This is a genomic window from Weeksella virosa DSM 16922, assembly GCF_000189415.1.
Lineage (GTDB): Bacteria > Bacteroidota > Bacteroidia > Flavobacteriales > Weeksellaceae > Weeksella > Weeksella virosa.
Genome location: NC_015144.1, coordinates 253,794 through 272,590 on the forward strand (window position 1 = coordinate 253,794; position 18,797 = coordinate 272,590).

An 18,797-nucleotide genomic window follows, 5' to 3' on the forward strand; every position below is an offset into this window, starting at 1 on the left:
CTTAATGTTAGTTTGTAAAAATATTCATAAACTGTTGTGTTTAAAAAATAATCAGCCTTCATGTTATCTCCCTCATTTATTTTCAATGCATTTAGTGAATATGACTCGTACAATTCTGTAATTTTTATAATTGGTGCTGTGGTGTCAACATCTGGATCATTGATTTTCTTTCCATCAAAGAAGCTTCTGAAATTTCCTCTAAGTATTCTCTGTATATTGGAGTGTATGCCAAACCAATCGGCAAAAAAAAACTGTAAGCTTCAGGGTCGTTTTTGATTTGTTTTAATTTCCATTCTGTCCAATGATTTTCGCATTTATCGGGGTTTTCACCCTCAACAAAATGATAAATCATAGCCATACGCAGACTAGCATCTTCATCAACAGGGTAAGAAATGCGAGCCTTTATATTATTCACCCACACCGCAACCTCATCCAGTTTTTTATTGTTGATAGCATTGGTCATTTCTGAACATATTTTAGCAAGAATACTTTTTGTTAAGCCTGACTCGGAATAAATATTTTGTGCCGATGCAGCTACGTATCTTGACAAGTGATATTGCGACGCATCTGCTAAAGCGTAAAATATTAATGGATCCCCGTTTGTGTCTTTTAACATTTTAGACTCAAACACTTTCTTAAATTTTATATCATTTTTCATGCTGGTATTTTTCCTTTTATATTGAAATAATTTGTTTTAGCGAAATCGTGAAAATAACGTTGGAAGAAGTAACGACCACCATCGAAATAATCCATTTTGTATAAATCACGGTCTTTTTTGAGCGTATGCGGTTTGTGGCTTTTTTCGTCAATCGTTGCGATAACACAATCATTTATAAAATTCGGACAACCCTCTGCGGATATGAAAAGATTTGGGTAATGTGCAAACATTTGATTCATCAATAATCTACTGTTTTCGAAATGCAGATTTGATGTGATTGGTTGTAATTGTTTTGGTTGGATGTCAAGGTATGATCTAATCAAAGTATAAGCAGAATCGTGTATCGATTGATACCCGACTACACCTTCCGTATTTCCTGAACTATCACCTGTAACGTACAATATTGAACCAGGAAAATACATTTTAATTTCAGTACATAAATCTTCAAGTGATTTCTTACCTCCAAATTCTTTGATTACATGTATAAAACTATGATGATCGCCTTTGTTTGGCGACATTTGAAATGCTAAACACGTCAACGGATCTTTGTTAAAATCAAATGAAAGATAAACATCATATGTTGGTAGAAATGGTATTGATGGTTTCACGTGCTTTTCATTCGAGAAAGCGTAAAGCCACATATTGTCGTTTTGTTCAATACCCCATTCACCTTTTACATAAACTCGGTATAAGTTGATGTTTGAGTTAATAAGCTTTTCTAGTTTTTGCTTGTATTGCTCATCCAAAAATTTATTATCCCTATATGTTGTTACTAAATTAAACATCATTTCTGGGTCATATTCTCCACCTTCTTCTGGAGTGTCCCAAAATTTTCGTTTAATCCAATGCCTTTCATGAATAGGATTAAAAGTAAGAATAATTTGATAAAAAGAATCGACATGCCCGCGTATACGTAAATCAAGCTGGTCAAAGTCTTCTTCGGTAAATTCTGTCGCTTCTTCGAGCCATATTTTAGTAATTCCAGCAACCGATTTAATTTTTTCAGAATCATCTAGCCCAGCCAAAATTATTTCATTGCCGTTAGGAGCGTGAAATGACATTGTACTGCTTTTGTATTGAACGTCTAAATTGTAGGCATGAATTATTTCTTTAAACAATGCAAAAACAGAATGACGAAGAGTAGTTCCAACCTTTCTGAGTGCAAGTACCTTTTCTTTGTGTCCATACGGATTTAATAAAATGGAAAGTAGCTTTTGAGCTGTTGTGTAACTTTTGGATGAACCTGCACCACCACGAAGATTTACATACCTTTTTGTAGTTTGGAAAAACGGTATGTAAACTGGATTAATATTATCTTCATGGAGTAAAGCGCGCATTTAACTTTAATCGTTAATTTTATTTACGGACAAAAATATCCTTTAGTTTTTTAAATATTGTGTAGTGATTTTTACGAATTCTTCAAAGGAATAACAAACAGCTGTTGCGTAGCGTTCGCTTCGCGCTTTGGCTAAAAAAACATCTTGCTTTTCGGTAGTTGTGTTTTTACCATATTTCATTTCAATGAATAATCCGTGAAATCCTCTCGATGCCTTCATGATGAATAAATCTGAAACACCAGCTACCACACCTTCAGCTTTGATTTTTGCTACTTCTTTCTGATGCCTTGATCCACCATTCGGAATTGAGAATATCATCACATCACGAAATTGTAGCCTAAACCATTTTACGCATTGCTGTTGTAATTTACTTTCGTGATTACTCTGCTTTTTCTTCTTCGGATTTTGGACGTAAATGTTCGGGTAACTCAATGATAGCGATTCGTTCAGTAGTAACCTTTTCACCTTTCGTTGTGACATCTATTTCATCTTTTATTCCTACCGATGCACGGTATTGATTCATTAAAAAATTAGCTTGGCTCAATCTTGTTCGAGTATCCACATCTTCGTAAAACACTTCTTTTGTTGGATTACCCTTTTCGTCTAATACTGCTTTAGCAATATATCCTGTCTTAATGGCAAAAGTTGTTAAGCTTTCCAAATCTTCATGCAACTTGGAACGTGCAGCTTCTCTGATTTCTGCCATTTCAGGGTTTCTCTTCATAAATCTATAAAGAGTCGGATACTCTACATTTAGAATTTTTGAAGCATGCACAGGCATTCCACCAGCTTTTTCAAGTGCATTTTTTACTTTTGTCTTTGTCAATTTTGCCATATTACAATCTATTACAGCAGTTTATCTTATTTTCTACTTAAAGGGATAACCTTTTTGTTGTCGACTTTTCGCTTTTGGTTCTGATCAACCAACGCTTCATTTTGATATTTATCCGCTATTTTTTGATACTTTCCTTGGATAGCTTCTTTTATTGGTGTAGCGTATTTATTGTATATTTTACCGTATTCGTAAAACTCTTCGATTAGTTGGATATATTCACCTGTTGTTATTTCTAATTCTTTAGCTGACATATCCTGAGCAACATTCAGCAAATAAGAAACTGAAAATAAATTGAAATTATCGTTGCTCAATTGCTTATAAACCTCCAAATCTGCCTTTAATCTATTTAAAGATGAATTTTTAAGTATTTTATTCGCTACTCTTTTTAATCTAAATTCAAAATCGGTTACTTCATCAATTGGAAAAGGGAATGATGTTAACTGTTCTCGAATTTCTTTTTTTATATTTTCATTCAATTCTGCAAAAAATTGCTGTTGTTCTAGTGCGTTCAATTTTTTTTCCATTTATATATTTTTAAAACTAATCATAAATTCTCTCTACTTTATTTGAAAACTCTTCACCCTTTATAATTGTTGAGTACTCTGGGATATCAAATCTTCTACAAAAAGCCTCTTTACTTTTATGATTATCGAATGATAACGTAATGTAGGATATCATATCTTTGGTCTTCTCTATAGCCTTTTCTTGAATTTCTTTTTTTACATCTTTTACGGCTTGTTTTTTTTCTTCATCCGACAGTTCACGCTCTATGGTTTTTTGTTCTGCAATAGGTTGATACAAGTGTTCGATTTCATCATGAATGTTATTGTTGTTTAATTCAGGAACCGTAACCCCGTAATAATTTAAATCAAAATCATCAAGCCCAGCATTTTTATAATCAATTTCACTTATTAATTCACGCATCAACTCATCATTCAAAGGCGTTATGCTTTTGTATTGAAAAACGTTTTGCTCTTTTTCCGTTTTCTGATCTAATTCTATTTTTTCAACTTTGATGTCGTAATCGGTTTCAGGTGTTCCATCGTATTTGTAGTATAAATCGTGGACCATTACACGTTTATGACCATCTACAAGATTTCCAGTAATGCTATTCCAGATTATTCCACCTAAAAAACCAACTCTTTTGAAGTTACGCTTAATGTCGTTGATATGCTCTTTTGTATGATGCTTCGGGTTATATGGTGAAAAGTTGATTTGTGATCTCTTAATAACCACAGTAACCGATTGATTGAATTTTGCATCAGGATTATTAATTACTCTTTGTGTCATGGTCAAATAATAGTTTTTCGGATAATGGGAATTGCTTTAGTACTTTCTTTAAATCATCAGGGTAGTTATCGCGTAACCATAAATACACGTCTGTGTCGAAATACATTCCTACAGATTTGTTTTTCTTCTTACCGTAATTGATAGGAGTAGGCAATTGGTTTTTCTCAATGTAAGTTCTCACATCTCCATCTTTCCAATGGCTTAACGGGTAAACGTTGTTTGTGTGGCTGATCGCTTCTAACTCGTATTGTCTTAGCTTTATCCTACGATTCATGTTATCGGATTGCTTTTCACCAATAAACGCATAAGGTATTCCAGTACGGAGCTTCATTGATTCAATTACATCTCTTAACTTTAATTGACGTACCTTTTGAGGACTGCAATAAAAACCTGTTGAATATACTTTCGTTAGGATCCAATGTGGAACTTCTATAAACTGAACATTCTTGTATTTTGCTTTACTGAATCGAATATATTTGTTGATGTGTTCAAGATCTTTCACAAAATACATGAACACACATACAACCTCATCGAATTGCTTACTCATTAAATCAAGTAAAACAATACTATCCTTACCAGCTGAATAAAAAAGTATTGCACGGTTTGAGCGATCTCTAACCGTGCTAATTACTTTTTTTGCATGCTCTAAAGGCGTTAACATATTAACCCCCACTTAAACCAAATGCTCGGCGTATATCGTAATACCTTTGTCTACGAGATACAAATCTGTTACCTCTGCCAGCGGGTCCACCACTTGCCACCGATGAAGTTCTACTACCCCCTCGATAACCCGACGATGCATTCGTTGTGCGCAATTGTCTTTGTACTCCTAATCTATAAACAACTCAGCTAAATATTTAAAATGTTAAACAATAATTATTCATTTATGGTCTAGAAATGATTTCGCCTAAGCTATATTCAATAATAGCCGCATTATAATCTTTACCCTTTTCATCTTGTAAAATGATCAATTCACCTGTTTCTTCATCTACTAATAAAAATATATCTGCCCTTTCTACTTTCACCACCATTCTCGGGCGTGTACCTTTGTACGCACCTGTAAGAAATGTTATTGTGTCATATTCAACGGGCAGAATATTGCCCGTTTCTTCATCTTCGATTACATAACCCTCTTCATCTACCCGACAATACCTGTGCACGTTTTTAGGTCTAATTTCTCTTGTTTCTATTTTCTTTGTGCCTGCAAGTATCTCATCAAAATAAACTTGCTTAATGCTTAATGTTAAATTTTTTTTCTTACTCATAATGTTGATTTAATTTGTAGCGAGAACAGGACTCGAACCTGTGACCTTTGGCAAGTTAAACCAACGAGCTGACCAACTGCTCTATCTCGCATTTTAATAAAACAAATATAACTAAAAATAATCAATATATTTATATTTACAATACAAAAAAGCACATAATGCCTTTTTTTATTTCTCTGATTCTCAGCTTTTACAAAGAAAACAATAAGACGAGTACATATTACTCGTCTTATTGTTTTTTCTTTTTTACATTGACAAATATTTTTCTAATGATTTTTTTGATTTGAACGCAACACCACTATAATACTCAGGTAAATTATACCTATAATTAGCCTCGAACCACCCGTATTTGCCATGCATTTCAGTCACTAGAACCACCGCATATTTTGGCGCTTCTTGAAGCCTTCTAAAACAAGTACCATATTTTTTTATAAAATTTTCTCTTTCTCTTGTTTTTTGCCTCTCAATTTCTTGCGCTTCTAGTTTTGCACTGTTTTTGATTTCAAATTCAGCCTGCCATTGTTTCACTTCTTCAGCTGTTGGCATTTTTTGTAAAAAATAAGTTTTCTTCATGCCCCCGCCGTATTGCTTTGGCAGTTTACCAGCGTGATGCCATTCAGGTTCACCGAATACGCCTCGATAAATCTCTAATAGCTCTTTAGCTGTAATATTAACACCTCCATTTTTCTTTTTCTTTAACTCTTTAACTGCTTCGCCAAATGTCACTTTTGTCATTCTAGCTATTGCATGCCTGTTGCTTTCAAGCTTACCTGTAATATTAGTCGCTAACCCACCGCCGTTAAAGTTTTTATTGTTTTCTATTTCGTCAATAATTGTTTTCATAACATTTAATTTTATTTGATTAATTATTTATTTTTCTGTTACAAATGTAATACTATATTTTTACATTTGCAAAATATTTATTAATTTTTTTTATTTTTTTTCTAAGTCAGTAAACACCCTAAAGCTCGTTACTGTTTATAAAGTAATATTAAAAATTCTTTGTGTTGCAGAAATTGCATTTTGAGTTAATTGTCTTTGCCAAACTTTTTGACTTGGCGACCATCTAAACGCATTCTTTTTTAAAGATTGTATAATTTCTACCTTTGGTTTTTCATCATGTTGTATCTGTAGGCGGTCAATTTCGTAATTAAAAAAAACTTTAAAACCTTCAAAAGTTAATATTTTTAATTCTTTATTTTGTATATTATTGATCTCTTCTCTGTATTGCTCTGTTACTTCTAGAAGCGTAAAAATTCTGTGCTTTTTTGTAAAAATAGGCTTTACATAGTCAGCACCGTTGTTATGTTTTTTTATAAGGTTTAAGATGTCTTCGCTTCTTGCTTTGTTGCCTTCTTTTGCTATTGTTTTTAAGCAAAGATTTGTAATACCGTTTATAAACAAATTTCTGTTAAAGCCCGTTTGCTCTTTTTTATCAATAGCTTTAATTAATAGCATGTTTTCTAATATATTATCTTTTCTCTTTTGGTGTATTTCTTTAGCTTTTTTTTCTGGGTCAATTACTGTAGTTTGTTTCTTTTCGTAGCGACTATAAAAAGTTTTTCTAAACTTTATAAATTCTTCATTTCGTTTCATTTCTATCTCTAGTGCTTTAAGGTTTCTTTCTACTGGAAACCTAGCTGGTCCTGTTATCATTGATGAAGCTGTGCGGCTCTTTGCATCTAACCAAGCTAATAGCTTGTTAATAAAACGATCTTTATAAATTCGCTTTGTTTCGTCGTCTGTATATTGTTTTAAATCTTCTGTTAATAATTCGCTATATTCTCTAACGATTGATTCAGCACGCTTATCTGGGTCAAATGATATATTACGATATGCATTATATGCTCTATTGTAGTAATCTTGTAAAATGTAGTTATCTTCTATTGTTTTTGTTTGTGTTTTTTGATTGCTCATAACTTTTAATTTTATTTGATTAATTATATATTTTTCTACTACAAATGTAATACTATATTTTTACATTTGCAAAATATTTATTAATTTTTTTTATTATTTGCTGATTATTCCAGCTAAATGAATTTCAGCTACAGTTGGGTAGTAGTCTAACCCATATTCATCTTGTTTCATTTCGTATTTATTCGTTTCTTCGTCAAGTAACATGAAGACTTTTATTTTATCAACTTTTACAACCATTTGTTCTCTATCTTTAGCCATGAAGGTGACTGTGTCGTATTCTCTGGGTATTATATTACCATCATCGTATGTGTATATGTAATCACAATCTGCATCGCAATATGTTAGCATGTTTTCATATGTCACCTCTCTTGTTTCTATTTTCTTTGTGCCTGCAAGTATCTGATCATAATATTCTTGCTTAATTGGTAAAAGTAAATTTCTTGTTTGCATGATTTTATTTTTTTGTTTGATTAATTATTTATTTTCTGTTACAAATGTAATACTATATTTTTACATTTTCAAAATATTTATTAATTTTTTTTAAAATATATTTTTACATATATATATAAATGCATTATAATATTTTTACATTATATTTGCAACATGGAATTAATAGTGAAAGAAGTTTGCAAGCGATATAATATTGGATTATCTGAATTAGCTGACCGCCTCAATATCTCAAGGCAGTCATTGTATGTTAGCTTAAAAAATAACCCTACATCGGATCGTATTACAGAAATAGCAAATGCTATTGGTTGTGATGTTCATGAGCTGATTGGAACTACTCCTGAATATTACCACTTATATGATGATGTTTCTGGAGAATGGTTGGGAATTAGAAAGAAATAAATTATCCAAGCGATTGTATAATTGTTCGCTCACTTTCGGATAGATCCCATATTATTACATCGTCTTTTTCTGCGGCTGCTTTTTCTGCGGCTGCTTTTTCCGATAATAAAAAACCGCTTCCAAATATTGCTTTTTTATGTTTTTTCTGACTCTCTAACGCCCTGCAATGCTTAGCGTCTTTTTTATTTATTTTTATGGAAATTCCACGACTTATTATCCAAGATACATGGAATACCGTAATAACTTCATTAGGATAATCATACTTCGGTTTATTTACTTTTTTTCGTGCATTTAATTGATTAAATTTTTCCAACAATTGAGCGTCTCCAATTATTTTAACATCTCCAAACATATTTGATAAAAAGGAGGTTTTAACAGTTGCTCCATTTTCATAAGTAATAGTCGCATTGACAACTATATGTGTTACATCAACATCGCTACTAAAAAGTGTAAGGTGAGGAGCAAATAAAAAAAATGGTATATTCCTGTCGATATAAAACTTGCAGATTTTCGTTATGATAGAAAAAGGAGGATTATCAATTACTACAGCATTATCAGGATACTCTATATCTTCATAATCGCCACCAGGATAGAATGGACGTATTATTTCTTTTTCTTCTAAATTACAATGACTTTTAACGTAATCCAAGACTATTTGATATACTTCAGGAGGAGTATAACAGTCGTCTGTTGTTTTTTTAGGTTTAAATTTATCTACAAATCCTTCATAGTCGTTGAATAAATCAATTTTTCTTTTTGTTGATTCATAAAATCTAAATTCCTCTTTTCCAAACAAGTCAACAACTTTATATGTTTTTTTGTTCATTTTGTTTTTCATTTCGTTTTTAAAATATTTTATTGAGTTCGCAAAGCTTTGTGTTAGGCGAAATTTGCCTACATGTCAAAATCAGTTACTAAATCTTCGTTCACTTCTTCATATTCCCATTCAAAAGTTCCAAATATAGGCTCTGGTTCTCTTTTGTTTTCTTTTTCAAATGGATTACTACCACTTAAACTTCCATTATCTCTAAAATGGAATCGGATATATTCTTCTAACTGTTTTTGACTATGTCTTACGTTTGGTAATTCGACTTCAAATTCTATCTTGATTTTCATAATAATAAACTTCGCCTAACATAGGTTTTACGCAAGTGGGTGTTAGGCTTTTAAATCCACTTTTGTATATTAATTAAAGTTTGTGTTTGTTTGAATGTTTACGCAAGTAAATCCCACCTGCGTAAAGCCAAGAAACGTTATGCACAACCTACTCAAAGATCTTTCCCTGAATAGGCTGTAAATTCTCAATTCTGTTTTTACCATTCTCAAAATATTCCTCGTCTATTTCACAGGATATGCCTTTCATACCCATATTGTAAACTGCTTCCATTGTGCTGAACGAACCACCAAAGGGGTCTAATACTACTATATCTTCTTTATCTTTATTTTGTGGAATTACAAGTGCTAAAAGACGTTCTAATAATCTTACTGGTTTTTGGGTTGGGTGGATTGCTGAATAATGATCTCTAACTTGTTTAATGATGCTTTTTTCGTTTAATCCAAAACAAATAGATTGGGTGACATTTACACAGCGATCATAATCTTTTACTTTATCACTTTCTGTAATTAGATGCTTTTGGGTTTTGACAGTTAAATCAGTTCTAATAATTGATTTTTCATTCAAGCCGTCATTGACGCTTCTCATTACAGATACACAACGATTTTCTTTTGTAATATTTGAACTTATTGATATATTGTTTGCATCCCAATTATCAGAAGTATCTCTATTATTATTTTCCAAAAACTCTAATACAGCATCTAAAGATTTTGTGTTTTTGAAAGTTGTTTTTAACCGTTTAATATCTGTTATAATAGAATCCAAATCATGTGATTTCATTTCTAAGTAAGGCACTTTCACTTTATTAATAGTGCCTTTTCCTTTTGTGAAAATTGAAATAGTTTCGTGAACTCTTGACAATCGCATTAATGGACTTGTGCAATGTGATTTATTCCAGATGATTTCTTCTTTGAAAGTGAATCCTAAATCTGCTAAAATCGTGTTCCAACGATAAAAACTTTCACCCCGCCCGAAAAGGACAATGAATCCTTTTTTTGTAAGCAATCTTTTGCATTCTGAAAAGAATTTTTGTTCATCGAAAACCCTTTCCAATTTTTGATTTTTTAGATACAAATAAGGTGGATCTGTACAGATAACATCAATACTTTCACTTGGTAATTTTGCCATTAATTCTGCATTGTCGCAGTTGTATAATTTTATCATAATTTTTATTATTTGTTTTATTGGCTTACGCCATTTTTGCCATCGCTTTTGAAAAAATTACTGTAGATAACAAGTGGTTTTGCAAGATTGGGGTGTAAAGTGCCTCTATTCATATTTTCGTCTCCGAAAATCCCCAACCTCGCAAAGCCCTCGCCCGTTATGTGATATTTTCCTGAATGAGCTTAATAGCTGAAACTGTAACCGAGCTGTTTTTATTTTTCTCTAAAAGATAATTAAGCACTCTTTCAATTCCTGGAGTAGATCTTACAAGAGTAGTGAACTCTTGTAAGAGGCAAATGCTAACAGGTCTATTTCTAACATAATCTCTAAATAAATATATACCTTGTGAAAACTCAAATTGATTTTCTTTTGTGAATTTGTCGTGAAATTCTCTATAAATTCTGTTATTCATTATGCTATTTTTTTATAAAGTTTTAATTTGTTATTTGTAGTACAAATATAAAACTATAATTTGATTTTTGCAAATATTTTTAAAATCATTTTTTTATTTATTTTCTATTTTGTAAAACTTTAATTTTATATATTTGCATTATGAAATTAAGAGTAAAAGAAGTAGCGCGAAACAAGGGTATCGATTTACAAACATTATCAAAAAAACTTGGGATAACTTACCAAGCGTTGAACGCTCGTATTATTGGAAACCCTTCTTTAAAAGTTCTTCAGGAAATCGCTGATGCTTTGGATTGTCCTGTTTTTGAATTACTACCTCCAGGAAATCATTATCAACATTATTATGATGAAAAGGGAAATTACAACGGAATACTTAAAAAAAACATCATATAACATAGTATAGCGGGAAGACAAGACCAACGTAACCTTTCGGAATTTCAACAGCTCGATTTGTGCCGTAGCTGTTAAGTCGATACCTGCATCACCATCTTTAGCATATCTCAATGCTGGAGTTGAAATTGTTTTGTCTAAAATTTTAGTTTTGATTTTCATTTTTAATTTGTATTTAAAATTTCTAATTGCCCTTCGTTGAAAATATGGAGCATGCCGTTGTCTTCCATTTCTGCCACGATTCTAATTTCGTTTCTTGTGTTGGTGAAGATTGCACGTACTTCTCCAGGAAACTTGTAGCCTTTTGGTTTATAAACTTTATCACCAACCCTGAATTTCGATTCTTGTTTCTTCTCGCTCGGGGTCGTCATTACTTCATCCTCGATGATTTCTGTTATCGACTTATACATTAGCGAGTGAAATGGATTTTTGTCTTTTTCTTTATCATAAATGTTGATAGAGTAGAGGATGGTGGCATGATCTCGTGGTACCACTTCTGCCATCAACTCTAATGGAGCTTTGAGCATTTTTTGACATATATAAAAGAAAGATTGACGGGCTTTGGCAACGTCTTCTGTGCGAGCTCTCGATTGTATTTCTTGTTTATCCACCTGATACTCCCTACAGATTATATCAAGTACTTGGTTAATTTTTTGCTTCATTTTCAATATTTATTGTTATTTAAATTCTTCGCGGAACTCTTCAAAACATTCGCATTTTGACTTTAAGTAATTGCTTATTAAAATATTTTGACATAATACGACGGCTTCGCTTAATCCTTTTCCTGAAGAAATTTCTTTTTTAATCTTGGAGAACTCAAATTCATTTATTTTGCCAGTCATGAATTTGACTTCCTTTTGTTTCATTAGTTTGTTTTCTATGTATTTAAGAAACCTTTTTTTTGTTGGTAAATCCCATTGTCTAACCCTATTTTTGAATTTTGAATAATAAAAGTGTAATTTATCCGAAAAACCACTTTCTTTAATTTCTGCATACACTGTTTTTAAGTATTGCATATGCTCAATCTCCAACTGTTCATCTGATGGTTTTTTATCGGTATTCCCAAAAAGTTTAAGTTTTTTTATTGCTGTGTTTCGTTCAAAAGAGTCGTTTTTAAATTCTTGATAACTCTTTAGAATTTCCCCGCATTGAATTAAAGAAAGGTTTGGGTAAAGTTTTATATCAAACTCTCCTCGAATAGCCATTCTGTAAGCTTCTAACACTTCTGGTCTTGTCAAGTTATATCCCCTCAAAAAAGTACCCATTTCAGCTGTTGCGATTTGCATTTCTTTTTCATTTTCAAACTTTACCGACAACATCGTTATCAGTCGATTAACCGTTGCTTGTCGTTCTGAAATTACTTCTGATGTCTTCCCGTTTAGCTTAGGGAAAAGAATTTCATTTTTAACAATCGTCGGCAAACTCTGAATAAGTTGTACCGGAAATGACTGCACTTGTCCCTGAAATTTTACCGTTTGAAATTGGCTTTGTTTTGCTATTTGATTTTTCATTTTGTTTTTTTAAGAGTTCTACCCAATTTTCATTTTGCCATTCCTGAACGTAATTCTGCCATCTGTGGACACTTTCGCCCGTCATATGCTTGTATGATATGTAAGCATTCGTTTGTTTGCTTAAATCGCTTAATTTCCCCTCTCTGTGGATGCGTATCAGATCTCCTAGCATTCTCATTTTTTGCGCCTCGCTTGTTTGTGAGAAAAAAGCAGAAATTTTTTTAAAAAAATTTGAATTTGAAATTTTAAAAAACTCATCGTTTTCTTTCAAAAAGTTTTCTTCCTCCAGACCTCCTTCTTTCAAAATATTATCATTTTCATATTCATATTCAATTTCAGTGTTTGCTTCATTTTTTGCTTTAGCAAAATTCCTAGCTAAATTATTTTTTTTTAATCCTCCTTTTTTGCCTGCTTTTGCCCGTGTCTCGCTTAATTGATGGTCTTTTACCATGCGTTTTTGAATTAAAGAATCACCATTTAAAGTCAATACCTCCTCTTCAATCAATTCATCCAGAGCACGCTCAATTGTTAGCACTTCGTACGGCATCTGTCTAGCGATTTGAATAGCAAAATTTTTTGTTTGATTTTCACTTTGCTTGTATTTTTGCTTTAGCAAAATTTCACCATAAGTTTCTGATTTGTGCATAATGCACATTAATCGGATATACACACCTGTTGTTGATGCTGAACACTCTATAAGCTTTTCATCCGTTAAGAAGTCTTGAACATATAAAGACAAATATGGTTGGTCTCTTCTAGCCATTTTTTACATTTTTATATTCAAATTATATCTCCTATTATTTAACATTAGGAAGGTTTAAATTTCTCATTTCCTCTTTTGCTTTGCTTAAAACAGAACGACACCAGTCTAATTGATGTGTACAAGTTCTGTTTAATCGTTCTGCCCAATTCACGATGTAATTTTCATCCTTACATAAACTATCGATGTATTTATTTGCAATTGTAGGTGAGAGTTGTGATATACGTTTTATTTCTTCGATGAATGTAGAGTTTGTTTTTTCGTCTTTCATCAATTTGGCATCAGCCAATATTTTTGAAGTCCTAGCTAGATAGGCTACTAAATCATTTCCACGATTTACTACTTCATTAATATCATCGCTTGGGGTCGTTTCTACAAAGTCCTGAATTTCTAAAAGTTCATTTCTTAAGTTGTCTATAGCACTACGCATCATTCTATCCATTCTTTACTTTTTACTTCTTTAAAGAATTGATTCATGAAATCCCGCTCACGGTTAGAACAATCGTGCAACTGTTTATTATTAACCATCCAACGATTGTCTTTAAGTTCGATTTTAATACTTTGACAGGTTTTTATTTCCCTGTCAGGACTTTTAGCCGTAAATTCGCTGTAATTGTTCTTTTTTCGTGTCATAATGTTGATTTTTACAATTAATAGCTTACATTACTTCGCCTTTCTATTTATGTTAAAAATAGTTGATTGTCTTTCTTTTGGAGTAATCGGACGGCTATAAACCAACTCGCCAGCTTCGTTGTAATAACCAACCATTCCTTTTTCATGATTTACCAATTTGAAACAATGCTCTTCTATTGATTCAGATTTATTCTGAATTTTCTCTAACAAGTCGGCATATATTATATTTAAAGGCTTTGACCTGTCTATAAATCTTTCTAGTGCTTCTTTTTTTTCAAGAGAAATAGTATTGATTTCTATTGCAATCGATGAAAGTTTGTCTTTTAACTCCGTTATTTCATCATGCGAAAGTCTTCGGGTGTACGATATTAATTCAACCGAGTCGGCATTATCTTGTAAAAATTTTTTTCTTTCTCCTGGTGCATATTCTGTAAATAATTGTTTTTCCATATAATTTTTTTTAAAAAAGCAACCAGCATACACTGGTCGCTTAAGGGTTTTATTTAAATTGTTTAATTAGTTGCTGTTTCATTTCTATTGCTAGCTGTAGACGAATTTTTAAAAATTCAATATCTAATTCATTGCGTTCTATTTTCACAATATGTAGATGATGTTTAGGGTTGATAAACCTAGGATCGTACGATATGAAATACCAAAATTTCTTTTTGGCAAAAAACATAGAAGACTGAATTTGCCAATAATATTCAGGCTTGATTTTCTTTAAATCTTCACCGTTTTTTATAGATTTATAAATTACGTGAGTGCTTGAGTTTGGGCATTTGGTCTCAACACCATAACCAACCCCCAAACCGTCTGGTGTACACCCACAATGCCTACCGTATTTAATGAATTTTTGGTCATCACCAATATATTGAACTTTCAATTTCCTAGCTTCAGAAAATTTCTGAATTGCCTCAAGCTCATGGTCTTTACCCCATTGCATTGATGCGTTTATATATACTTCAGGCAATCCTTCAGTTAATTCTTCAGCAATTTTCTCAATAACATATGTTTCGGCACCTTTTGGCAACTCGTTTGGTTTTGATGGCGTTGTACATAATCTATGTATTTCAGATGCTGTAAATCTGCCTTTTCGCTCTAAAAGCCATTCTTCATGACTTTTATCTACTTGAAGATTATTCAAAGCCCCTAAATCAAGGCTTTGAATAACATTCATTTCTACTGGTTGTAATTGAAGTGCTGTGTTCATCTTACGCTAATTTTATTACGTCAAAAATCATTGTTGAACCTTGAGAACTTTTATTGTTTCGTTTATTTCTATAAGTGATCTCTATCGGCGTTTGTGGCTGTAGATTTTTTACCGCCTCGATCAAAGTCATTTGACCGCTTAAAAAACATTCACTTTGAGATACTAACAATGCGCAATTAATCATTTCGCCATCTTCGTTAGGTATTTCTTTCATGCCCATAAAATAGGCACGTACCGGTTGATCTTTCAATGCCGCCCATTCGTCTGCTGTCTTGTATTTAAGCGTCAATGAAAATGAAGGTTTTAATTCATTCAATTTACCTAATGATTCAGTATTAGGTATGAAAAATGTCACCTCTTGACCTTGTGCTTTTTCGATTTCTGTGTTTTGATTTTTCTTTGCCATAATGTTGATTTTTAAAAGTTTTTGATTTGTTTGATTTTGTGTTTTTTATTGAACTTTGCAAGAAATTGAGATAACTTATACTTTTCGTTTTCAGCTTGATTAAGTATCATTGTTTCTAATTTTATTTTTTCCTCACCACTCATCTGCAACTTCATGGCTTTAATTACCTCAAATGCCTGCTCAGCTTTCATATATTAATTCTGAATTAGTTAGTATATTTTCGATTTTAGATTTCATTTCTTTGATCGTAGCGGGTGGTAATATTAGCTTACACGAGCCTTCTTCTGAATACAACGTCGCCTCTCTGTCTATATCTATATAATGAACCTCGATGCTTTTTAAGTACTCGGATTGGCAGAAGTAGCTGTCGTAATTTTCACTTACCACAACCTCTACGTCTGCTACAAAGTCTACTATTAGGCTAGTTTCTAGATAGTTAAGTTCTAAGATGAAGTCGTTCGAGTACGACCCCCTATTAAGTATTACCTCTTGAATGTTTGAATTAATGTTTATCATAACTGTATTATTTATTTTGTTTATTTTATTTTTTCAAATATTTCTTCTTCTTTAAACCCATTTTTCTTAAGAATTTCTACCACCACGATATCTCTGAAAATGCGATGACTTTTTCTTCTTGCATTTTGCAATACTGTTTGTTGCTGTACGTTTAATGCTGATGCTATAGTCATTGATAGTTTATTATTGCCTAGCACCTCATTAAAAATTTCTTCTTTTATATTTTTTTTCATTACTTTGTATATTACTTTTTGTAATTGTTTTACAAATATACAACTATTTTACAACTATACAAATATTTTTACAACAATTGTAAAACTTATTTCAAAAAAAGTTACTATATGGCTGATTATAAAGATGATATAAATACAATTAAATTAAATAAAGCTATTAAGCTATTAAATTTAAAATACCCAGTAACAGAGATAGCAAACAGGCTGGAGTATAGCAAGGGTAACGTATCTAATTTTATAAATGGCAAAAAGCGTATTCCTTCAGATTTTTTATACAACTTTTATACAACTTTCGGAATAAAAGATGATGTAGCAGATGTTGCTTCCGTCAGTTTCAAACCTCAAAAAGGTCGTCCATTTTACGACGTTGATTTTACTTTAGGTTTTGAAGTATTAGATAATGATATAGGGCTACATCCTGAATTTAACATTGATTTTGCTCCAGCAAATAAAGAGAGTATAACATGGTTTAGAGGGAAGGGAAATAGTATGTTAGGGGAAATAGATTCTGGAGATTATATCGCACTTGAAGAAATTAACAATTTCGAATGGTTTCCTTTAGGTCGTATTTATGGAATTGTTACAAAGAATGGTTTTCGAACGATTAAAAGAATCGTAAAGTCAGAATCGCCAGGGCATTATTTATTAAAGGCATCTAATCCTGATAAAACAAGTCACCCAGATCAAGATATTCCAAAGGATATCATTTATAAACTTTTTAAAGTAGTGTATGTAATTAAGGATTTGAACGAATAAAATAACATTAAAACTATATTTATATGAAAAAAGGATGTTTAATAATTTTTGTCATTATGGCGTTAATAACAGGGATTTTATACCTTAAAAAGGTATCTAAGGATACCCAAAACGAAGCTGAATATCAAGAAATGTTAAAAGATTACGTAAAGTATGAATCAAGCAACATGAGTTCAGATACTATAAAATATATTAACGTTAACAATAATGCTTTGTCAGAGATCAAAGAAGAGGAAAAAGTAAAAGAAGCCCTTATTACGGAATCTAATATTTTATACGTTAGTGTATATGATGATGGAACAAGAAGAGATGGTTACGCATCTTATTTATGCCAAATTTTAAAAGAACACAAATCTTTAGTACGAAAGGTGAAAGTTGTAAAATTTGGATCACACAATGACAGCAAACGAGATAATGCGTACGGAGTGTTATTAGGTGAAAGTGATTGTAATTTTTAATTAATACATTATGAAGAAACAAATATTATTTACAGTAATTTCAATTATACTTTTCGGATGTAGTTCAGACGATTATGAAGAGAATACAACTCAACAAATTCCGCCTGTTTTAGAATTTAACTTTGATAATCAAAAATTCTATAACGTTGTAAGTTATGTTAATAATCATTATAGCGGTTGGACTTGGCTCTCTTCAGATGAAAGCATGAATACCATCATATCAAATATAAGTAGACATCCAAACCAATCAGAAGAAACTTCCGATGATATTTTTATTGATGTTTTCAATTCAAATCCAATTGAGGTAGGCAAAATATATACTGGATCTAATTTATCTATCACAATAAATATAGATTCTAAGTATTGGAGATGTAGCGATTGTGATGGGGAATTTGTGGTGACTGAAATAAAAGACAAAAAAATATCTGGTAGATTTTCTGGACTGCTTTTTAACGGGCTTGAAAACAAAAGTATTACAAATGGAGTTTTCAAAAATATTAGCATGAATGAATAACATATCCACCCGTTTAAAATTTGAACGTACGAAACGTAATTTGACGCAAAGAGAAATTAGTTTAATCCTTAATATGTCGCAAGGTCAATACAATAGGATTGAGAACGGTTTGGGCGAATTGACTAATTCTAAATTGGAACTATTGCATTTAAAATTAGGCGTCGACCTCAATTACTTATTAACTGGTAAATATAGTAAGTTGGATTTCGGACTTGATAAAATGGATTTCCAGGATCTTAAAAAATTAAACTCCGAAATATTTAAAGAATTAGAAAGCAGATTAGCAGTTAATCCAACTGCACAAAAACTGCACAAAAATCAACAATAATAATAATAATCTTGATACTTAACGTGCTGATTTTCAATGACAGGTTTGCAGGGGTTCGAATCCCTCTCTCTCCGCAATCTACACTGAATGTCAGTGAATAAAAAAATACTCGGACTAAATTAGGGACTTTTTCCTAATTTTAGTCCGAGTTTTTCTTTGCATAATGTATCCAAGTTCAGAAAAATCAAAAGGTTGTGTAAGGTCCCCTTTTGGTTACCATTATAACCTAAACACTATATATT

At 31.8% G+C, this 18,797-nt stretch carries 33 protein-coding genes and 1 tRNA gene; 6 read left to right on the forward strand and 28 right to left on the reverse strand.

Features of this window, described 5'->3' with window-relative positions; genetic code table 11:
- Positions 1 to 124 precede the first annotated feature (124 nt).
- From WEEVI_RS01260 to WEEVI_RS01315, 13 genes are all read right to left on the reverse strand, one after another.
- Entirely contained in the window at positions 125 to 658 is a 534-nt protein-coding gene (locus WEEVI_RS01260; RefSeq protein ID WP_013597367.1) for a hypothetical protein, read from the reverse strand.
- Positions 655 to 1,995, reverse strand: a complete 1,341-nt coding sequence (locus tag WEEVI_RS10860; RefSeq protein ID WP_013597368.1) for a PBSX family phage terminase large subunit — start codon at positions 1,993 to 1,995, stop codon at positions 655 to 657. The genes WEEVI_RS01260 and WEEVI_RS10860 overlap by 4 nt, the downstream gene beginning before the upstream one ends.
- A gap of 42 nt (positions 1,996 to 2,037) precedes the next feature.
- On the reverse strand, positions 2,038 to 2,427 hold the full coding sequence (locus WEEVI_RS11100; RefSeq protein ID WP_260181940.1) for a VRR-NUC domain-containing protein: 390 nt from the start codon (positions 2,425 to 2,427) through the stop codon (positions 2,038 to 2,040).
- Entirely contained in the window at positions 2,375 to 2,830 is a 456-nt protein-coding gene (locus tag WEEVI_RS01275; protein ID WP_013597370.1) for a hypothetical protein, read from the reverse strand. The genes WEEVI_RS11100 and WEEVI_RS01275 overlap by 53 nt, the downstream gene beginning before the upstream one ends.
- A 26-nt stretch (positions 2,831 to 2,856) precedes the next feature.
- Positions 2,857 to 3,354 carry a hypothetical protein gene (locus WEEVI_RS01280; protein ID WP_013597371.1) on the reverse strand — a complete coding sequence of 166 codons (498 nt, stop codon included), beginning with the start codon at positions 3,352 to 3,354 and terminating at the stop codon, positions 2,857 to 2,859.
- Positions 3,355 to 3,370: 16 nt separating this feature from the next.
- Entirely contained in the window at positions 3,371 to 4,120 is a 750-nt protein-coding gene (locus WEEVI_RS01285) for a ParB N-terminal domain-containing protein (protein WP_013597372.1), read from the reverse strand.
- A complete protein-coding gene (locus WEEVI_RS01290) occupies positions 4,101 to 4,781 on the reverse strand; it encodes a phosphoadenosine phosphosulfate reductase domain-containing protein (RefSeq protein ID WP_013597373.1) in 681 nt (226 codons plus the stop codon). The genes WEEVI_RS01285 and WEEVI_RS01290 overlap by 20 nt, the downstream gene beginning before the upstream one ends.
- Before the next feature lie 12 nt (positions 4,782 to 4,793).
- Positions 4,794 to 4,922 carry a hypothetical protein gene (locus tag WEEVI_RS11450; protein WP_260181941.1) on the reverse strand — a complete coding sequence of 43 codons (129 nt, stop codon included), beginning with the start codon at positions 4,920 to 4,922 and terminating at the stop codon, positions 4,794 to 4,796.
- A gap of 82 nt (positions 4,923 to 5,004) precedes the next feature.
- A complete protein-coding gene (locus WEEVI_RS01295) occupies positions 5,005 to 5,385 on the reverse strand; it encodes an ASCH domain-containing protein (RefSeq protein WP_013597374.1) in 381 nt (126 codons plus the stop codon).
- A gap of 17 nt (positions 5,386 to 5,402) precedes the next feature.
- A tRNA-Val gene (locus tag WEEVI_RS01300) sits at positions 5,403 to 5,475 on the reverse strand.
- A gap of 156 nt (positions 5,476 to 5,631) precedes the next feature.
- A complete protein-coding gene (locus tag WEEVI_RS01305; protein ID WP_013597375.1) occupies positions 5,632 to 6,228 on the reverse strand; it encodes a hypothetical protein in 597 nt (198 codons plus the stop codon).
- Between the two features lie 135 nt (positions 6,229 to 6,363).
- Positions 6,364 to 7,302: a hypothetical protein gene (locus WEEVI_RS01310; RefSeq protein WP_013597376.1), complete on the reverse strand. Its 939-nt coding sequence runs from the start codon at positions 7,300 to 7,302 to the stop codon at positions 6,364 to 6,366.
- Between the two features lie 93 nt (positions 7,303 to 7,395).
- A complete protein-coding gene (locus WEEVI_RS01315; RefSeq protein ID WP_013597377.1) occupies positions 7,396 to 7,752 on the reverse strand; it encodes a hypothetical protein in 357 nt (118 codons plus the stop codon).
- Between the two features lie 153 nt (positions 7,753 to 7,905).
- Between WEEVI_RS01315 and WEEVI_RS01320 the strand changes: the two genes are divergently transcribed.
- Entirely contained in the window at positions 7,906 to 8,151 is a 246-nt protein-coding gene (locus WEEVI_RS01320; RefSeq protein WP_013597378.1) for a helix-turn-helix domain-containing protein, read from the forward strand.
- Between the two features lies 1 nt (position 8,152).
- Here WEEVI_RS01320 and WEEVI_RS01325 read toward each other — a convergent pair whose 3' ends face one another.
- The 4 genes from WEEVI_RS01325 to WEEVI_RS01340 form a co-directional block, all read right to left on the reverse strand.
- Positions 8,153 to 8,977 carry a chromosome partitioning protein ParB gene (locus tag WEEVI_RS01325; protein ID WP_126414791.1) on the reverse strand — a complete coding sequence of 275 codons (825 nt, stop codon included), beginning with the start codon at positions 8,975 to 8,977 and terminating at the stop codon, positions 8,153 to 8,155.
- 68 nt (positions 8,978 to 9,045) lie between these two features.
- A complete protein-coding gene (locus WEEVI_RS01330) occupies positions 9,046 to 9,267 on the reverse strand; it encodes a hypothetical protein (RefSeq protein ID WP_013597380.1) in 222 nt (73 codons plus the stop codon).
- Positions 9,268 to 9,415: 148 nt separating this feature from the next.
- Positions 9,416 to 10,429, reverse strand: a complete 1,014-nt coding sequence (locus tag WEEVI_RS01335) for a DNA-methyltransferase (protein WP_013597381.1) — start codon at positions 10,427 to 10,429, stop codon at positions 9,416 to 9,418.
- A gap of 157 nt (positions 10,430 to 10,586) precedes the next feature.
- Complete coding sequence (locus WEEVI_RS01340; protein WP_013597382.1) at positions 10,587 to 10,841, reverse strand: hypothetical protein; 255 nt, start codon at positions 10,839 to 10,841, stop codon at positions 10,587 to 10,589.
- Between the two features lie 140 nt (positions 10,842 to 10,981).
- On the opposite strand from WEEVI_RS01340, the gene WEEVI_RS01345 reads away from it, so the two are divergent.
- Entirely contained in the window at positions 10,982 to 11,233 is a 252-nt protein-coding gene (locus tag WEEVI_RS01345) for a helix-turn-helix domain-containing protein (RefSeq protein ID WP_013597383.1), read from the forward strand.
- A 161-nt stretch (positions 11,234 to 11,394) separates the two neighbouring features.
- On the opposite strand, the gene WEEVI_RS01350 is transcribed toward WEEVI_RS01345, so the two are convergent.
- Genes WEEVI_RS01350 through WEEVI_RS01400 form a run of 11 tightly spaced genes read right to left on the reverse strand, consistent with a single transcriptional unit; the run spans position 11,395 to position 16,499 of the window.
- Positions 11,395 to 11,892 carry a helix-turn-helix domain-containing protein gene (locus tag WEEVI_RS01350; RefSeq protein ID WP_013597384.1) on the reverse strand — a complete coding sequence of 166 codons (498 nt, stop codon included), beginning with the start codon at positions 11,890 to 11,892 and terminating at the stop codon, positions 11,395 to 11,397.
- Between the two features lie 15 nt (positions 11,893 to 11,907).
- Complete coding sequence (locus WEEVI_RS01355; RefSeq protein ID WP_041942022.1) at positions 11,908 to 12,651, reverse strand: hypothetical protein; 744 nt, start codon at positions 12,649 to 12,651, stop codon at positions 11,908 to 11,910.
- A complete protein-coding gene (locus WEEVI_RS01360; RefSeq protein ID WP_013597386.1) occupies positions 12,635 to 13,504 on the reverse strand; it encodes a hypothetical protein in 870 nt (289 codons plus the stop codon). The genes WEEVI_RS01355 and WEEVI_RS01360 overlap by 17 nt, the downstream gene beginning before the upstream one ends.
- A 34-nt stretch (positions 13,505 to 13,538) precedes the next feature.
- The gene (locus WEEVI_RS01365; RefSeq protein WP_081448720.1) at positions 13,539 to 13,931 is read right to left on the reverse strand and encodes a hypothetical protein; all 393 of its coding nucleotides are present in this window, start codon (positions 13,929 to 13,931) and stop codon (positions 13,539 to 13,541) included.
- Positions 13,931 to 14,134: a hypothetical protein gene (locus WEEVI_RS01370; protein ID WP_013597388.1), complete on the reverse strand. Its 204-nt coding sequence runs from the start codon at positions 14,132 to 14,134 to the stop codon at positions 13,931 to 13,933. Before WEEVI_RS01370 ends, WEEVI_RS01365 begins: the two co-directional genes overlap by 1 nt.
- Positions 14,135 to 14,164: 30 nt before the next feature.
- On the reverse strand, positions 14,165 to 14,584 hold the full coding sequence (locus WEEVI_RS01375) for a hypothetical protein (protein ID WP_013597389.1): 420 nt from the start codon (positions 14,582 to 14,584) through the stop codon (positions 14,165 to 14,167).
- A 49-nt stretch (positions 14,585 to 14,633) separates the two neighbouring features.
- The gene (locus WEEVI_RS01380; RefSeq protein WP_013597390.1) at positions 14,634 to 15,344 is read right to left on the reverse strand and encodes a lambda exonuclease family protein; all 711 of its coding nucleotides are present in this window, start codon (positions 15,342 to 15,344) and stop codon (positions 14,634 to 14,636) included.
- A gap of 1 nt (position 15,345) precedes the next feature.
- On the reverse strand, positions 15,346 to 15,750 hold the full coding sequence (locus WEEVI_RS01385; protein ID WP_013597391.1) for a hypothetical protein: 405 nt from the start codon (positions 15,748 to 15,750) through the stop codon (positions 15,346 to 15,348).
- Between the two features lie 11 nt (positions 15,751 to 15,761).
- Positions 15,762 to 15,941 carry a hypothetical protein gene (locus tag WEEVI_RS01390; RefSeq protein WP_013597392.1) on the reverse strand — a complete coding sequence of 60 codons (180 nt, stop codon included), beginning with the start codon at positions 15,939 to 15,941 and terminating at the stop codon, positions 15,762 to 15,764.
- The gene (locus WEEVI_RS01395; RefSeq protein WP_013597393.1) at positions 15,931 to 16,266 is read right to left on the reverse strand and encodes a hypothetical protein; all 336 of its coding nucleotides are present in this window, start codon (positions 16,264 to 16,266) and stop codon (positions 15,931 to 15,933) included. The genes WEEVI_RS01390 and WEEVI_RS01395 overlap by 11 nt, the downstream gene beginning before the upstream one ends.
- Before the next feature lie 20 nt (positions 16,267 to 16,286).
- Positions 16,287 to 16,499, reverse strand: a complete 213-nt coding sequence (locus WEEVI_RS01400) for a hypothetical protein (protein WP_013597394.1) — start codon at positions 16,497 to 16,499, stop codon at positions 16,287 to 16,289.
- Positions 16,500 to 16,607: 108 nt separating this feature from the next.
- Here WEEVI_RS01400 and WEEVI_RS10865 point away from each other — a divergent pair, with 108 nt between their 5' ends.
- Genes WEEVI_RS10865 through WEEVI_RS01420 form a run of 4 tightly spaced genes read left to right on the forward strand, consistent with a single transcriptional unit; the run spans position 16,608 to position 18,555 of the window.
- Entirely contained in the window at positions 16,608 to 17,255 is a 648-nt protein-coding gene (locus tag WEEVI_RS10865) for a S24 family peptidase (protein WP_013597395.1), read from the forward strand.
- A gap of 23 nt (positions 17,256 to 17,278) precedes the next feature.
- Positions 17,279 to 17,713, forward strand: coding sequence for a hypothetical protein (locus WEEVI_RS10870; RefSeq protein ID WP_013597396.1), 435 nt, complete (start codon positions 17,279 to 17,281; stop codon positions 17,711 to 17,713).
- A gap of 10 nt (positions 17,714 to 17,723) precedes the next feature.
- Positions 17,724 to 18,227 (forward strand): hypothetical protein, encoded by a 504-nt coding sequence (locus tag WEEVI_RS01415; protein ID WP_013597397.1) that lies wholly within the window; start codon positions 17,724 to 17,726, stop codon positions 18,225 to 18,227.
- A complete protein-coding gene (locus tag WEEVI_RS01420; protein WP_013597398.1) occupies positions 18,220 to 18,555 on the forward strand; it encodes a helix-turn-helix domain-containing protein in 336 nt (111 codons plus the stop codon). Before WEEVI_RS01415 ends, WEEVI_RS01420 begins: the two co-directional genes overlap by 8 nt.
- Positions 18,556 to 18,797 lie beyond the last annotated feature (242 nt).

Bases quoted from the DNA above. Each gene is read 5' to 3' on its own strand.
- WEEVI_RS01260 (WP_013597367.1), bottom strand. From the start codon at position 658: ATGAAAAATGATATAAAATTTAAGAAAGTGTTTGAGTCTAAAATGTTA.
- WEEVI_RS10860 (WP_013597368.1), bottom strand. From the start codon at position 1,995: ATGCGCGCTTTACTCCATGAAGATAATATTAATCCAGTTTACATACCG.
- WEEVI_RS01275 (WP_013597370.1), bottom strand. From the start codon at position 2,830: ATGGCAAAATTGACAAAGACAAAAGTAAAAAATGCACTTGAAAAAGCT.
- WEEVI_RS01280 (WP_013597371.1), bottom strand. From the start codon at position 3,354: ATGGAAAAAAAATTGAACGCACTAGAACAACAGCAATTTTTTGCAGAA.
- WEEVI_RS01285 (WP_013597372.1), bottom strand. From the start codon at position 4,120: ATGACACAAAGAGTAATTAATAATCCTGATGCAAAATTCAATCAATCG.
- WEEVI_RS01290 (WP_013597373.1), bottom strand. From the start codon at position 4,781: ATGTTAACGCCTTTAGAGCATGCAAAAAAAGTAATTAGCACGGTTAGA.
- WEEVI_RS11450 (WP_260181941.1), bottom strand. From the start codon at position 4,922: ATGCATCGTCGGGTTATCGAGGGGGTAGTAGAACTTCATCGGTGGCAA.
- WEEVI_RS01295 (WP_013597374.1), bottom strand. From the start codon at position 5,385: ATGAGTAAGAAAAAAAATTTAACATTAAGCATTAAGCAAGTTTATTTT.
- WEEVI_RS01305 (WP_013597375.1), bottom strand. From the start codon at position 6,228: ATGAAAACAATTATTGACGAAATAGAAAACAATAAAAACTTTAACGGC.
- WEEVI_RS01310 (WP_013597376.1), bottom strand. From the start codon at position 7,302: ATGAGCAATCAAAAAACACAAACAAAAACAATAGAAGATAACTACATT.
- WEEVI_RS01315 (WP_013597377.1), bottom strand. From the start codon at position 7,752: ATGCAAACAAGAAATTTACTTTTACCAATTAAGCAAGAATATTATGAT.
- WEEVI_RS01320 (WP_013597378.1), top strand. From the start codon at position 7,906: ATGGAATTAATAGTGAAAGAAGTTTGCAAGCGATATAATATTGGATTA.
- WEEVI_RS01325 (WP_126414791.1), bottom strand. From the start codon at position 8,977: ATGAACAAAAAAACATATAAAGTTGTTGACTTGTTTGGAAAAGAGGAA.
- WEEVI_RS01330 (WP_013597380.1), bottom strand. From the start codon at position 9,267: ATGAAAATCAAGATAGAATTTGAAGTCGAATTACCAAACGTAAGACAT.
- WEEVI_RS01335 (WP_013597381.1), bottom strand. From the start codon at position 10,429: ATGATAAAATTATACAACTGCGACAATGCAGAATTAATGGCAAAATTA.
- WEEVI_RS01340 (WP_013597382.1), bottom strand. From the start codon at position 10,841: ATGAATAACAGAATTTATAGAGAATTTCACGACAAATTCACAAAAGAA.
- WEEVI_RS01345 (WP_013597383.1), top strand. From the start codon at position 10,982: ATGAAATTAAGAGTAAAAGAAGTAGCGCGAAACAAGGGTATCGATTTA.
- WEEVI_RS01350 (WP_013597384.1), bottom strand. From the start codon at position 11,892: ATGAAGCAAAAAATTAACCAAGTACTTGATATAATCTGTAGGGAGTAT.
- WEEVI_RS01360 (WP_013597386.1), bottom strand. From the start codon at position 13,504: ATGGCTAGAAGAGACCAACCATATTTGTCTTTATATGTTCAAGACTTC.
- WEEVI_RS01365 (WP_081448720.1), bottom strand. From the start codon at position 13,931: ATGCGTAGTGCTATAGACAACTTAAGAAATGAACTTTTAGAAATTCAG.
- WEEVI_RS01370 (WP_013597388.1), bottom strand. From the start codon at position 14,134: ATGACACGAAAAAAGAACAATTACAGCGAATTTACGGCTAAAAGTCCT.
- WEEVI_RS01375 (WP_013597389.1), bottom strand. From the start codon at position 14,584: ATGGAAAAACAATTATTTACAGAATATGCACCAGGAGAAAGAAAAAAA.
- WEEVI_RS01380 (WP_013597390.1), bottom strand. From the start codon at position 15,344: ATGAACACAGCACTTCAATTACAACCAGTAGAAATGAATGTTATTCAA.
- WEEVI_RS01385 (WP_013597391.1), bottom strand. From the start codon at position 15,750: ATGGCAAAGAAAAATCAAAACACAGAAATCGAAAAAGCACAAGGTCAA.
- WEEVI_RS01390 (WP_013597392.1), bottom strand. From the start codon at position 15,941: ATGAAAGCTGAGCAGGCATTTGAGGTAATTAAAGCCATGAAGTTGCAG.
- WEEVI_RS01395 (WP_013597393.1), bottom strand. From the start codon at position 16,266: ATGATAAACATTAATTCAAACATTCAAGAGGTAATACTTAATAGGGGG.
- WEEVI_RS01400 (WP_013597394.1), bottom strand. From the start codon at position 16,499: ATGAAAAAAAATATAAAAGAAGAAATTTTTAATGAGGTGCTAGGCAAT.
- WEEVI_RS10865 (WP_013597395.1), top strand. From the start codon at position 16,608: ATGGCTGATTATAAAGATGATATAAATACAATTAAATTAAATAAAGCT.
- WEEVI_RS10870 (WP_013597396.1), top strand. From the start codon at position 17,279: ATGAAAAAAGGATGTTTAATAATTTTTGTCATTATGGCGTTAATAACA.
- WEEVI_RS01415 (WP_013597397.1), top strand. From the start codon at position 17,724: ATGAAGAAACAAATATTATTTACAGTAATTTCAATTATACTTTTCGGA.
- WEEVI_RS01420 (WP_013597398.1), top strand. From the start codon at position 18,220: ATGAATAACATATCCACCCGTTTAAAATTTGAACGTACGAAACGTAAT.